The organism is Paraburkholderia sp. SECH2 (assembly GCF_030464795.1).
GTDB lineage: Bacteria > Pseudomonadota > Gammaproteobacteria > Burkholderiales > Burkholderiaceae > Paraburkholderia > Paraburkholderia aspalathi.
The window spans coordinates 375,959-388,881 of the sequence record NZ_JALPRH010000001.1 but is presented as its reverse complement, the minus strand read 5'-3'; the positions used below and the strand labels follow the sequence as shown (position 1 = coordinate 388,881).

The 12,923-nt window shown below is 61.0% G+C and carries 9 protein-coding genes; 2 read left to right on the top strand and 7 right to left on the bottom strand.

What is annotated here, in order from left to right:
• The first annotated feature begins 184 nt into the window (after positions 1 to 184).
• Entirely contained in the window at positions 185 to 3,523 is a 3,339-nt protein-coding gene (locus M0D66_RS01765; RefSeq protein WP_244869871.1) for an adenylate/guanylate cyclase domain-containing protein, read from the top strand.
• A gap of 115 nt (positions 3,524 to 3,638) precedes the next feature.
• Here M0D66_RS01765 and M0D66_RS01760 read toward each other — a convergent pair whose 3' ends face one another.
• The 6 genes from M0D66_RS01760 to M0D66_RS01735 all read right to left on the bottom strand — a co-directional run bounded on the left by M0D66_RS01760 (position 3,639) and on the right by M0D66_RS01735 (position 10,164).
• A complete protein-coding gene (locus M0D66_RS01760; RefSeq protein WP_211708051.1) occupies positions 3,639 to 5,117 on the bottom strand; it encodes an aspartate/glutamate racemase family protein in 1,479 nt (492 codons plus the stop codon).
• Positions 5,114 to 6,403 carry a dicarboxylate/amino acid:cation symporter gene (locus M0D66_RS01755; protein WP_211700170.1) on the bottom strand — a complete coding sequence of 430 codons (1,290 nt, stop codon included), beginning with the start codon at positions 6,401 to 6,403 and terminating at the stop codon, positions 5,114 to 5,116. The genes M0D66_RS01760 and M0D66_RS01755 overlap by 4 nt, the downstream gene beginning before the upstream one ends.
• Positions 6,404 to 6,583: 180 nt before the next feature.
• On the bottom strand, positions 6,584 to 7,498 hold the full coding sequence (locus tag M0D66_RS01750; RefSeq protein WP_200619695.1) for a LysR substrate-binding domain-containing protein: 915 nt from the start codon (positions 7,496 to 7,498) through the stop codon (positions 6,584 to 6,586).
• Positions 7,499 to 7,560: 62 nt separating this feature from the next.
• Positions 7,561 to 8,784 (bottom strand): type II toxin-antitoxin system HipA family toxin, encoded by a 1,224-nt coding sequence (locus M0D66_RS01745; RefSeq protein WP_211708052.1) that lies wholly within the window; start codon positions 8,782 to 8,784, stop codon positions 7,561 to 7,563.
• Between the two features lie 2 nt (positions 8,785 to 8,786).
• Positions 8,787 to 9,086, bottom strand: coding sequence for a helix-turn-helix domain-containing protein (locus M0D66_RS01740; RefSeq protein WP_234486737.1), 300 nt, complete (start codon positions 9,084 to 9,086; stop codon positions 8,787 to 8,789).
• Positions 9,087 to 9,261: 175 nt separating this feature from the next.
• On the bottom strand, positions 9,262 to 10,164 hold the full coding sequence (locus M0D66_RS01735; RefSeq protein WP_211708053.1) for an AraC family transcriptional regulator: 903 nt from the start codon (positions 10,162 to 10,164) through the stop codon (positions 9,262 to 9,264).
• Positions 10,165 to 10,330: 166 nt separating this feature from the next.
• On the opposite strand from M0D66_RS01735, the gene M0D66_RS01730 reads away from it, so the two are divergent.
• On the top strand, positions 10,331 to 11,413 hold the full coding sequence (locus tag M0D66_RS01730; RefSeq protein ID WP_266208861.1) for an aldo/keto reductase: 1,083 nt from the start codon (positions 10,331 to 10,333) through the stop codon (positions 11,411 to 11,413).
• Positions 11,414 to 11,525: 112 nt separating this feature from the next.
• On the opposite strand, the gene M0D66_RS01725 is transcribed toward M0D66_RS01730, so the two are convergent.
• Complete coding sequence (locus tag M0D66_RS01725; protein ID WP_211708054.1) at positions 11,526 to 12,881, bottom strand: epoxide hydrolase family protein; 1,356 nt, start codon at positions 12,879 to 12,881, stop codon at positions 11,526 to 11,528.
• Between the last annotated feature and the right edge of the window lie 42 nt (positions 12,882 to 12,923).

Genomic DNA, 12,923 nt, shown 5'->3' with positions numbered 1-12,923 from the left:
GATGGAATCTCGCCCGGTAGCCGTTTGCTTCACGCTGGACGTACACTGTATTTTAGGCGGGAAGGACTTGAACACGGAGTACGTTGCGCCAGTCGCAGCGCGGCACCAGGGGGTGCGCCGATTCGTATGATTGTTCGTGCCACGCGGCCCGGTTCGGGCATACGGTTCGACGACCCGCACCGCAATGAGTTGCGACGCAGCATGCGTGTTCGCACACGCACCGGATTGGGCGGCGGTGATGGATATCGATCAGTGGCTGCATGCATTGGGGCTTGAGCAATACGCACCCGCATTTGCCGGGAACGACATCGATCTCGCGATGCTGGCACAGCTCGACGACGCGGACCTGAAAGAGCTCGGCGTCCTCTCGCTCGGCCACCGCAAGCGCCTGCTGGCGGCGATTGCCGAGCAGCGCGGCGCTGCATTGTGCACAGCGCCGCCCGCCGTGAATGCACCCGCCAGCGAGCGCCGGCAAGTCAGCATCCTCTTCGCCGATCTGTGTGGTTTCACTGCGCTGTCGCAGACGCTCGATCCTGAAGAATTGCGCGAGTTGACAGGTCGTTACACCGCGCTCGTCGATGGGATCGTCCTCGGTTACGGCGGCACGATCGACAAGCACATCGGCGATGCCGTGATGGCTATCTTCGGTGCACCGCGCGCACACGATACTGATCCGCTGCGCGCGGCGCGTGCCGCGCTGGAGATTCATGAGGCACTTAACGGACTGGGCGAGCAGGGCGCGCCTCCGTTGAGGGCGCATGTGGGCATCGCCAGCGGCGAGGTGGTCGCGGGGCCGCTCGAGCGCGCGGATGTTCAGGACTACACGGTGCTCGGCGACTCCGTGAATCTCGCCGCCCGGCTCGTTGCCGCCGCCGGCCCCGGTGAAACGCTGCTCTCCGATAGCGTGCATCGCGCGCTGGGCGATGGCGTGATGAGCGACGCCGTCGGCGCAATGCGTTTCAAGGGGATCGACTCGCCGGTGCAGGTGTGGCGTCTGCGCGGTCTCTCCTTTGAACCCGTCATGGCGAGCCGCAGCGTGTTTGTCGGCCGCAAGGCTGAACTCGAGCAGTTCAAGGGCGTTGCCCGCACATGTCTCGAGCAGCGAGCCGGCCACGTTGTTTATGTGCGCGGTGAGGCGGGCATCGGCAAGACGCGGCTCGTCGACGAAATGCGCTGTTTCGTCGAAACGCTGGGCTTTGGCGGCCACCGCGGCCTCGTGCTGGATTTCGGCGTAGGCAAAGGCCAGGACCCGATTCGCACCATTGTCGGCAGTCTGCTGGGCTTGCCGCCCGCGGCCGGCTCCGACGAGCGGCGCGCGGCAGCCGAGCGGTTTGCCGCGTCCGGCGCCGTCGGTCCCGATCAGTTGATGTTCCTCCACGACCTCCTCGATCTTGCGCAAACCGGCGAATGGCGCACGCTGTACAACGCGATGGACAACACCGCCCGGACGCGCGGCAAGCGCACGGTTGCCGCGGCGATCGCGCAGGATGCCTGCCGGCGCGGGCCGACCATGATTGTCGTGGAAGACCTTCATTGGGCGGACCCGCAGGTGCTCGCTTACCTGGCCGCCTTCGCCGTAGCGATCGCGAACGGCCCGGGCCTGCTGGTGATGACTTCGCGCGTGGACGGCGATCCGCTCGACGCGGCATGGCGGGCAGGTTGCCGCGGCACGCCCTTCGCCACGATCGACCTTGGCCCATTGCGCCGCGACGAGGCGCTGAATCTTGCCGGCAGCTTTATCGATGCGACCGAACGTATCGCGCGTGCCTGCATCGAGCGAGCCGGCGGCAATCCGCTGTTCCTCGAACAGCTCCTGCATAACGCCGAAGAAGGGAGTGAGGAGGCGGTCCCCGCGACGATCCAGAGCCTCGTGCTGGCGCGCATGGACCGGTTGACTGCGCGCGACCGCGAGGCCTTCCAGGCTGCCGCGGTCATCGGGCAGCGCTTTGGCCTCGCGTTGCTGCGGCAGCTGATCGACGCACCGGAGTACGTCTGTCACGGGCTTGTCGCCAACGCGCTCGTCTTACCTGAGGGCGAAGATTTTCTGTTTGCTCACGCGCTCATCCAGGAGAGCGCGTACTCGACACTGCTGCGGGCGCGCCGGCGCGAGTTGCATCGCCTCGCCGCTGACTGGTTTGCGGCGACGGACCCCGTACTGCGCGCCCAGCATCTCGACCGGGCCGAGGACGAGCGTGCACCGCGGGCCTACCTCGACGCCGCGATCGCACAACGCGCGGCCTACTTTGCCGACGCGGCATTGCGGCTCGTCGAGCGCGGTCTGCAAATCGCGCAAGCGGATAAGGATCGCCATGCACTGATCTGTTTCAGGGGCGAACTCCAGCGAGATCTCGGCGACATCGCCGCATCGATCGCGACGTACCGTGCGGCGGTGGCTGCCGCTCCAGACGAAGCGAGTCTCTGCCAGTCCCAGCTTGGGCTCGCCGAAGGTCTGCGGGTGAGCGAAGGCCTCGCCGAAGCCCTCGCACTGCTCGATGCGGCCCAGCAAGTGGCGCAACGCCTGGATCAGGTACCTGAACTCGCGCGCCTGCATCACCTGCGCGGCAACATCTTCTTTCCGCTCGGCAGGATCGACGATTGTCGTACCGAACATGAGCGCGGGCTCGCCTATGCCCAGCGCCTCGGCGCGCCGGAAGCGGAGGCGCGCGCGCTTGGCGGCCTTGCGGATGCGGCCTACGCGCAAGGGCGCATGCGCACTGCTTTCGAGCACTTCAGCCGGTGCGTTGCGCTAAGCCGCGAACACGGCTTCGGCCGCATCGAGGTCGCGAATCGTTCGATGGCGGGCTTTAGCAGGATCTATCTTAACGAGGCACGTCTGGCGCACGAGGACGTCAGCGGCGCTGCACGCACCGCCGCGCTGGTCGGGCAGCCACGTGCACAGATGCTGTGCGAAACGCTGGGTGTCTTTGCAAGCTACGAATTGGGCGACATGCAGGCTACGCTCGCCCATCTCGAGCGCGAGACGCTGATCATCCGTCAACTGGGCGCTCGCCGCTTCGAGGCACAAAATATGGAAATGCGGGCACGCGTGCTACTAGCGACCGACCATCGGCGTGAGGCCACGGCGTTGTTGCGTGAAGCGCTGGCGCTGTGCCGCGAGGTGGGCACGCAGTTCAGTGCGCCCAAGGCGGTGGGCGCACTGAGCCGTGCCGTCGAGGACGACGGCGAACGCGCGCGTCTGCTCGCCGAAGGTGCCGACATGTTGGAGCGCGGCGCGGTGGGTCACAATCATCTGTGGTTCTATCGTGACGCCATCGAAGCGATGCTGTCCGCCGGCGACTCGGCTGGCGCACTGCGCTATGTCGCAGCCCTCGAAGGCTATACGCGCGCCGAACCGCTGCCGTGGGCGGACCTGTTTGTGGCGCGCGGCCGTGTTCTCGCTCGCGCGCAGCAAGACCACGCCGGTGAAGAAATACAGCACGAACTAGAGCGTGTGCGTGCAGCCCTCGTGGAAGCCGGCTTCGATAGCTATCTGCCTGCGGTGGACGCTGCGCTCGCCGCGTAGCTAATCAGAACGTGCCGGGCCCCGGTCAAAAGGTAGCCGAAAAGGCCTGCTGAACCTTGCCTGGGTTAGTGATGCCGTTTGCTCCATCGGCAATAGGGTGGTCTCCTACAAGGATTTAACAGCGCAAAGAAACAGGGCGTTCCGCAGCCGCCGTCGCCAGGGCTACGCATTGCTGTGCAAGGACATCGGTTGGATCGACAAGACTCACGCGTGCGCCAGTCATGCCCACGAAACTCGTCTGTGGCAATAAAAGCGGCAACTCTGTACATCCCAGGACGATGACCTCGACGCCTTCCGCTATAAGCCCATCAATGGCAGCGGCAATGTCATCGAGGCATTGCCCGGTAGTGAATCCGGCTTTTACCCCTTCCTTGCCGTAGATCGCATCCATCACGCGGGCCTGCAATTCCGCAGTCGGAACGATTTGCCGCAAACCCTGCGATTCGAGGGCTTTTTCATAGACGCCGCTCGCGATAGTGCCGGAGGTGGCCAGCACGCCAACGGAGCGCAGCAACGGAAACGTTTCGCGCAGATGGCGGACCGTCACCGTCAGCATGTTGACGATCGGTATGCCCAGATACGGTTGAATACGTTCGACAAATGCGTGAGCGGTGTTACACGGAATCGCGATGAGGTCCGCGTCGCCCGACTCGAGCTTCTTGCAGGTCGCGTAAAGCGAAATAGTCGGGTCGGGCCCGTCACCGATCAGGTTTTCTGTGCGGTCTGGAATCTGCGGATTCTGTTCGATCAGAAGCCTGATATGGTCCTGATCCCGATTCGCCGGCGTATTGCGTACGATCTTCTGCATGAAGTCCACAGTCGCTGCAGGCCCAACTCCACCGACCACGCCCACTTTGAAAATGGATTCGGGCAAACTGTATTCACCCGCGATCACATACTGCGCATACGCAAGATTCGAATCGATCAGCGGTACTCGAAATGAGCCCATTTCCTCCGCCACGAGCGCAATCTCCGTCAGACCCGGCACGATGATTTGTGCGCCTTGCGCGATGAGGTCCTCGCACGCCTCGCGCAGAAGCGCGACGGGCCGGCCAGACAGATTTCCGCTCTTGATGCCGTTCGCGCCGTAGACGGCTTCGGTGATGAGGTCGACACTGTCGCGCGGGCGGGGATGAATGACTTCAAATTCCGGCTCCGCGAAATACTTCTCGAATAACCCCTTTCGATGGGTGTAGTCCGAGGTCAGCACGCCGATTCGTCGTGCGGCGGGAAATTTTCTTCGGACATGGCTGCGGACGGCTTCCACCATATCGACAATCTGCAAGGGCGAGTTAGCCTTCAACTCGTCGATAAACGTGTGGCTGAGAAAGCAGGGCAGTACGACGGTCGTCACACCCCTCTTCTCGAAACCGCTAATCATGTCGAAAATGTACAGTTTTCGTTGAGTCGTCGCTTCACTGCCTATGGCCGCGCTTCGGAAGGGATGCTGCTCGAAAATGACATCGACGTGTTCGGCATCGCTCGAGGCGGGCGTCGATTTGACGAGCTTGAAAAAGACATCCGCGCTCGCCAGTGGACCCAGGCCGCCCACCACACCGAACTTTTTCCCGCTCAGCACGTTTGCGCTGATCATTTTGCTTCGCCTTGCAGTTGGCCCAGGACAACGTTGTTCTCTGCGTCGTTCTGCCTGGCAACCCGCTTGGCCTCCCACTTCGCAATCACGGCCGTCGCGATGCTGTTACCGATCACGTTCGTGGCGGTTCGCCCCATATCGAGAATCTGATCGATGGCGAGGATCAACACCACGCCGGACGGCGGCAGATGAAACATCGGGGCAACGGCCGCAACCACCACCACGGAACCTCTTGCGACACCGGCCATTCCCTTGCTGCTCAACATAAGCACCAGCAACATCATGATTTGAGCGCTGAGCGGCATGTCGATGCCGAAGGCTTGCGCGATAAAGATCGCGGCAAACGCCTGGTACATCATCGATCCGTCGAGGTTGAACGCGTAGCCGAGTGGCAAGGTGAAGCCGACGACCTTCTTGTCGATACCGAACTGTTCAAGCTTCTCGGTCAGACGCGGATAAGCAGCTTCACTGCTTGCAGTAGAGAAGGCGAGCATCGCGGGTTCCCGGACCGCTTTCAACAACTTCCAGATCGATTTGCCCAGAAAAACATGACCAACGAGGATGAGCACAGCCCACAGCAGGACGAGACCGAGATAGAAGCTTCCGACGAGCTTGCCGTAGGTGGTCAGCACGTCCAGGCCGTGCACCGTAATCGCGGAGGCAAGCGCGCCGAAGACACCAATCGGAGCGAGCCGCATCACATAGTCGGTCAGTTTCAGCATCGCGGGGACGAGTGCATCGATGCCGGCGATCAACGGCGTGACGCGCGGGTCCGTTTTGATGGCACTCAGCACCACACCAAACAGCACGGAAAAGACGAGGATTTGAAGAATGTCATTCCGAGCCATCGCATCGATGATGCTGGAAGGGAACGCGTGCGTGACGAAGTCCTTGAAGTTCAGCCCCGCGGTGTTGAGGCCGGTGGCGACATCGGAACTGGTCTGCGTCATATGCAAGCCGGCGCCGGGCTGCAGCGCGTTCGCCAGGACGAGGCCAAGCGCGAGCGAGAAGAGCGACGCGCACACGAACCATCCCACCGACCTGAAGCCAATTCTGCGCACGTCGCTCGTCCCTTCCATTCCGGCGAGTCCGGACACCAACGTAGCGAAGACGAGCGGCGCGATAATCATCTTCACGAGGCGCAAGAAGATGTCGGTAATGATTGAGAAGTAGCCGGAGATTGTCTTGGCTTCCGCAGCATCGGCTACGGTCCGATGGCACACGTAACCGACAATCACGCCGAGCACCATGCCGACCACAATATAGAACGTTAGGCGGTTTTTCATTTCCATCAGTCCGAGAAGGCGCACAACGGTCTGACGCGACCACCGTACGCTGGCAGGAGGCAAAAACGCCGCTAGAGGAGCGACGTTTCTGTGTATGGACGGATGATAGAGATGATCAAAAAAGACTCAATGCGGGTCCTGCATGGGGATATGCGAGACTCGCATAACGCGGGATTACCCTTAATCGACAGCCTGCGATTCGGCGCGAAGGTGCCGCCAGAGCGTGTCCAGAAACTCACTGCGATTCGAGGCATCCCGGTAGACGCGAAGTTCAACCTCGAGATGCCACGTATCCCGGCCGGCAGGGACGAGTTCGCCCGCCTCGAGCTCGGCGCCGATCGAGCTTTTTGGCAGCCAGGCAACGCCTTCGCCTTCGAGGACCAGTTTCTTGAGGACCTCGGCCATGTCGGATTCGTAGTGAGGCCGCAAAGCTGGGGTTGCGTCGACCCGGCCGAGGAGGAGTGCGAGGCAGCGGCCGAAATAGCTGGTTTCCGTGTACGTAATCAACGGCAAGGGACGCGCGGCCGTGCCCGGCAACCGGAATATCGGCGCGCCACGCGGATTCGGCCGGCAGACCGGCATCAGTACGTCGACACCTACGGTGAGATGCTCGTACCTGATCGGGTCGAGATGGAGAGGCAGTTCCGGGTGATGATAGGCAAACATCAATTCGCAGTTGCCGTTCACGAGCATCAGGATGGAGTCGTGGACATTGGTGGGTATTACCCGGGCACGTACCTCGCCGAAACGGGCAGTGAGCGCTTTTAACCAGGCAGGCAGGAAACTTAGCGCGATCGTGTGGCCTGCTGCAATCTGCAAGCCTTTGCCCGCCATACGTTGGTCGATGCGAATGATGGCTCGCGTATCGAATAGCTTCCCAAGAATATCTACCGCTGCCTCGCGAAACAGTTGTCCGGCAGGCGTCAGCGTGGGAGGGAAGCTGCTTCGGTCGATGAGGTCCGCGCCCACCCACTGCTCAAGCGACTGAATGCGCCTGCTGAAGCCCGACTGGGTGACATTCCGAAATTCCGCCGCCCGCGAGAAGCTCTGATACTGGGAGAGCGCGATGAAGTCCTCAATCCACTTGATTTCCATGTCGGGTCCGATGTGTGCGGCGAGTGCGAGTGCTGTCAGTGTGCTTGATCATCGATCTCGCCTCACAGCATGCGCGAGCGGTTCGTTTCTATCTTGCCTGCGATCAGGCTTACCGTTGCGCGCCGAATGGAAAAACTCTTCGCTTGATCCCGAAACCGGCTGGCCACATCCGCAGTGCGTTCAATGACCGCCTCCGCGGCACGGGCCGGTACACCCGTCAGGTTGGCAAGCTGCAATAGATGCTTACGTGCCGGCTCACGGCTCTCGCCGCACACGTCCATTTGATGCTCGCCACCCGGCCCTTCGTTGAAGGTCAAGTCGTAAGCCGGTGAGAATTGCCACTGCCCCTGCGCAGACAGGCGGAACGAAAAGTTTTTTGTGTGGTCGTCCCGATTGTTGAACACCACATTAAACACACAGCGTTCAAAGGCCCGCAACACTTCACGCTCGTCCCGCGTAATGAAGCGAGTCAATTTCAGAAGCGAACCATAGTCAATCGATGGATATCGGAAGTTGGCGTTCAGCGCGCCGGCAGCGGTGTGCATTGGCACGCGCTGAGCGCCAGACCGGTCGAAACGCTCGATGCCGAATGCTGAAAGACGGGGGCCGAGGTCAAAGTACCTTGTTGCCGGCACCGGAATTTCACACGCTTGCGCAAGCACGGCATACAGCGCCTCGACTGCGCACACTTCCTTGTGGTCGTACTGGGCAGGAAATTTGACCAGCCAGGGCGTGCCGGCACTCTGCTCCGAATTCGACATGCGGCCACTGTGCGGGTCGAAGTTGACCAGCACTTTAGGGTGGGCGCCGTGAGGTGAACCGCCCATCAGGACGAGTTCACGCAGCAACTCGGTACTGCCGTCCGTCATCACTTCCCGGACCTCCCGGGCAAGCTCGATCAGTTGCACATCTGAAGGTTGAAGATCGTCTCCCTGAGTCGGCTCAAAAACAAGAGCACCCATTGCCTTCTCGCCAATGAACGCAAGACGGTCGAGCGGGGACATCCGCGCAGGCTCCCAACCCCGCTGCCGAAAGAGACGGTCCATTAGTAGCATGCCCCAGCCGTCGGGCAGGGCATCAGAAACGAGCCCTGGCAAGCGGAACTGGTAGTCCGGGAAACTATCGTAGGCCTGCTGACGCAATGCCAGATGCAAGGGCGAAAGCTCGAGACCGCGTTGCAGCGCTTCGGAAGAGTACTCGAATATCAGGTTTGTTCCGTCGTCCCCGAGCTTGCCCAGTTCGAAGCGCTCGCTCCAGCCGGCGTAGACGACGCTCAGTTTTTTCATCGTCACCTCCGGGAAGCTCGTTCGCGCGTGGCGCTCGCCTGCTCCATCGCGCGAATGGAGTTCGGTTTGTATTCGAATAGAGGCGACAGCGAGCCGGTCAGCCCAAGCGCCATAGCTACCCGGAGAAGACTCTCAAGCGTTGCCTTCCCGGTACGCTCGAGGTTACGTACCACGCGTTCCGACACCCCTGCACGGGAGGCCAGTTCACTCTGCTGCAGATTCTGGGCGAGGCGCTGCGCGCGTAGCCGGTGACCCAGCTCAAGCGCAATTTCATCTGCGGTAGCGAGATCAAAGAGCAACATTTCGCCGGTTATCCTTTAAATTCACCGATAAACGGTGATATTTTACCGGTTGATGTTCAGTGCGGCAAGGCAAGTCGCAGTTAACAGGCAAATTTTTGCCGTTTACGTTGAATTTTCGCGGTTAACCGACCAAAAAGTGATGATTATTAGAAATCGACGTTGAAGTCACTCACGATCACGCAGTTGCACCACCTCCCTGCATGGCCGATGATCGCAGCCGCTCCGCATCCCGTCCCGGAGGTCTTCCGAACAGCCGGCTGTACTCACGGCTGAATTGGGAGGCGCTGTCATAACCAACGCTCATCCCCACGCTGGCGATGTCCTTCGACGTGGTCAGCAGTTGTGTGCGGGCTTCCTGAAGCCTGATCTGCTTCTGATACTGCAGCGGGCTCATGGCGGTGACGGCGCGAAAGTGCCGATGGAATGAGGACACGCTCATCGCCGCCAGCTCCGCGAGCTCTTCAGTGTGAAGCATCTCCGCGTAGTGCATGCGGATCCAGCGAATCGCGCGCCCGACGTGCGACAGGCGGCTGTCGGCAAGGCCGACCTGCCGCAGCAGCGCACCCTGGCTTCCTGTGAGTATCCGCCACAAGATTTCGCGCTCGATCATCGGCGCGAGAACGGGCACGTCTTCCGGATGCTCAAGCAACCGCAGCAGCCGAACAAATGGATCAAGCAGTTCGGGCGTCGCTTCGGCGACAGCTGCGCCGAACGGGTTCATCATCACAGGTGCGTCCGAAGCGGTGTCGAGCAGCAATGAAGCGATAATCGCGGGTTTCAACTTCAGGCCCACTGCCAGAAACGGCTTTTTCGCGCTCGCTTCGATCACGTGTCCGGACATCGGGAGATCGACGGTCACGACCAGACATTGTCCCGCGTGATATTCGAGGATCTGATCGCCGAGGGTCGCGCGCTTTGCGCCCTGGGCGACCAGAGCGAAGACTGGCTCGTAGATGCGATGAACCGAATGCGTTTGTGCGGTCGACACCGACACGATGACCCCGGGCAGGCTTGTTGCCGTCACGTCGTCGACAGCATGGCGGCCAATCAGGGTGCGAAGTTCAGCGAGCGTATCCATAACTCAAACGTATCCTGGCGAGCGATGAAAGCGCAAGCGGATCTGCCCGAATCGATCCAATCTGAGAGGATTGTGCAAGAGCTTGCGCGTTTCGGTCTACCGTGCCGCACTCGTGCGATGGTCTCATTGGAGCTAGCCAGTCGGCTCATTTTCCAGGAGAAACTTTATGTCGCTCGATTCATACGTCACGCTCGGATCCTCGGGTCTGCGCGTGAGTCCCTTTTGTCTTGGGACGATGACCTTCGGTGAAGATTGGGGTTGGGGTACGAGCCCCGCCGAATCCGAAGCCATACTTTCGGAGTACCTGGAGCGCGGTGGGAATTTCATCGATACGGCCAACATCTATACGTTGGGCCACTCGGAAAAAATCATCGGAGACTTCTTTGCGGCACGCAAGGACCGTCGCCATCGCAGCGTCATTGCGACGAAGTTTGTCGGCAACCTGCACGTTGGCGATCCGAACGGTGGAGGCGCCAGACGCAAGGCGATGGTCGAACAATGCGAAGCGTCGTTGCGCCGCCTGCAGACGGATTACATCGACCTCTACTGGATTCACAACTGGGACAGGACCACGCCGATCGACGAGACGATGCGCGCACTCGACGATCTGGTTGTCTCCGGAAAGATTCGTTACATCGGAATCTCAGACACACCGGCCTGGAAGGTCGCGCAAGCGCAGACTATGGCGCAGTTTCGCGGCTGGAACCGGATCATTGCGATGCAGGTCGAGTATTCGCTGCTGGAGAGGACGGCCGAAGGCGAACTGATACCGATGGCCGAAGAACTCGGCATTGGCGTCATGCCGTGGAGTCCGCTGAAGAACGGCTGGTTGTCGGGCAAATACACGCGCGAAAACACCCAAGCCGTGAAGTCGGAACGCTCGGCGCTTGTCGGTGTGCCGGGTGACAAGGAGTTTCCGGTGATCGACGTGCTTGTGGCGGTCGCCGCTGAACTTCAGGTGAGCCCCGCTGCGGTCGCGCTCGCATGGGTTCACCAACGGCGCGGCGTGACCTCGACGATCGTCGGCGCACGACGTATCGATCAACTGCGGACCAACTTGACTGCGCTGGACCTCGAGCTCAGTGCTGCGCAGATCGCGATGCTCGACGAAGTGTCGAAGCCCGCGCTCAACTTCCCCGCGGATATCAATGCTCATCTTTCGCCGAGTTTTATCTTTGCCGGCGCCACGGTCGACGGACAGCCGACGCAAGCGTTGCCCCTGGTCACCGCAAGCAGTGTTCGGTATTGATGCGTACGGAAGACCGAGGATCGCAACCGGAAGCCGGCGAGGGCCCGCACTGAGGCGATCGTCACGCTGCGCAACAACCGGATCAAGTCGGTCCAAAGCGGGGAATGATCCGCTAGTTGCGCAGCGTTCTCAAACCGGCACGAACCTCTTCGGCAAATAATTGCGGCTGTTCCCATGCCGCAAAGTGTCCGCCTTTATCGAGCCTGTTGTAATAGATAAGGTTGTGATACGCCCGCTCCGTCCAGCTTCGCGGGGCCTGATAGTTCTCGCGGGGAAAGACGCTCACGGCTGCCGGCACGGATACATCGGCGGCGGCGAGGAAGTTGAAGTGGGACTCCCAATAGAAGCGCGCCGCGGAAATCCCCGTGTTCGTCAGCCAGTAGAGCGTGATGTCGTCGAGGAGATCGTTCCGTGTCAGATCGCCTGCGGATTCTCCATTGACGGGTCGCCCGAACACGGCCGAAGTCAGCGCCGCCGCCGGCTGAACATACCCGTCGCCGTGATCGAGCAGCCAGCTTGCCAGTCCAACCGGCGAGTCCGCCAGTCCGTAGAGCGTTTGTGGGCGTGTTCCCATCTCCAACGCATAGGCACGCCGTTTCTTGGCCGCGCTGCTTAGCTGCTCGTAAGCGTGCTTTTCATCGTCCGAGAGACCGGATGGCGGCGGATCGCCGGCGGCGAGCGCCTTTGCAATCTCGGGCGGAACGGTCGCAGGGAAGTTGACGTGGATGCCCAGCAATTCCGGCGGCGCCTGCTTACCCATCACATTCGCGACGACGCCACCCAGATCGCCGCCTTGCGCCGCAAATTTCTCGTATCCAAGGCGCTTCATGAGTACGACCCAGGCACGGGCGGTGCGCTCAGGACCCCAGCCGGTCGTGCTGGGTTTTCCGGAAAATCCGTAGCCCGGCAAAGACGGAATGACCAGATGAAAAGCATCCGACGCGCTCGCGCCGTATGCGGTGGGATTGGTCAGCGGATCGATAACCTTCAACATCTCGATGATCGAGCCGGGCCATCCGTGCGTGACGATGAGCGGCATCGCATTTTCATGTTTCGAGCGAACGTGGATGAAATGAATGTCCAGTCCGTCGATCTCGGTCACGAAATTCGGCAGCGAATTCAGCTTCGCCTCGCACTTGCGCCAATCGTAATCGGTCGCCCAATGGCGCGCGAATTCCTGAATCATCGCGAGCGGCACGCCTTGCGAGTCATCCGTAACGGTTTCGCGGTCAGGCCACCTTGTGGCTTTGATGCGCCTGCGCAAGTCGATCAGTTGCGATTCCGGCACATGCACGCGAAGTGGACGAATAGCGGTCTTGTCGCCGCCGGCCGGCTTGGCAATTTCAGTAATCGCTTGATTCGTTTCTGCAAAAGCGAGCTGACTCAGCGAGCCCGCGGCAACGGCCGCCGCTGCCACACTAACAAAACGACGGCGAGACGGCGATTGGGGAAGGATGGTGTCTGACATGGCATTTCCGATGGGCGACAAAGCGAGGTTCCCGATCAATGG

What these genes read in the sequence shown, in the direction of transcription:
- M0D66_RS01765 (WP_244869871.1), top strand. Translation starts at nt 185, where the DNA reads ATGAGTTGCGACGCAGCATGCGTGTTCGCACACGCACCGGATTGGGCG.
- M0D66_RS01760 (WP_211708051.1), bottom strand. Translation starts at nt 5,117, where the DNA reads ATGATCAGCGCAAACGTGCTGAGCGGGAAAAAGTTCGGTGTGGTGGGC.
- M0D66_RS01755 (WP_211700170.1), bottom strand. Translation starts at nt 6,403, where the DNA reads ATGAAAAACCGCCTAACGTTCTATATTGTGGTCGGCATGGTGCTCGGC.
- M0D66_RS01750 (WP_200619695.1), bottom strand. Translation starts at nt 7,498, where the DNA reads ATGGAAATCAAGTGGATTGAGGACTTCATCGCGCTCTCCCAGTATCAG.
- M0D66_RS01745 (WP_211708052.1), bottom strand. Translation starts at nt 8,784, where the DNA reads ATGAAAAAACTGAGCGTCGTCTACGCCGGCTGGAGCGAGCGCTTCGAA.
- M0D66_RS01740 (WP_234486737.1), bottom strand. Translation starts at nt 9,086, where the DNA reads ATGTTGCTCTTTGATCTCGCTACCGCAGATGAAATTGCGCTTGAGCTG.
- M0D66_RS01735 (WP_211708053.1), bottom strand. Translation starts at nt 10,164, where the DNA reads ATGGATACGCTCGCTGAACTTCGCACCCTGATTGGCCGCCATGCTGTC.
- M0D66_RS01730 (WP_266208861.1), top strand. Translation starts at nt 10,331, where the DNA reads ATGTCGCTCGATTCATACGTCACGCTCGGATCCTCGGGTCTGCGCGTG.
- M0D66_RS01725 (WP_211708054.1), bottom strand. Translation starts at nt 12,881, where the DNA reads ATGTCAGACACCATCCTTCCCCAATCGCCGTCTCGCCGTCGTTTTGTT.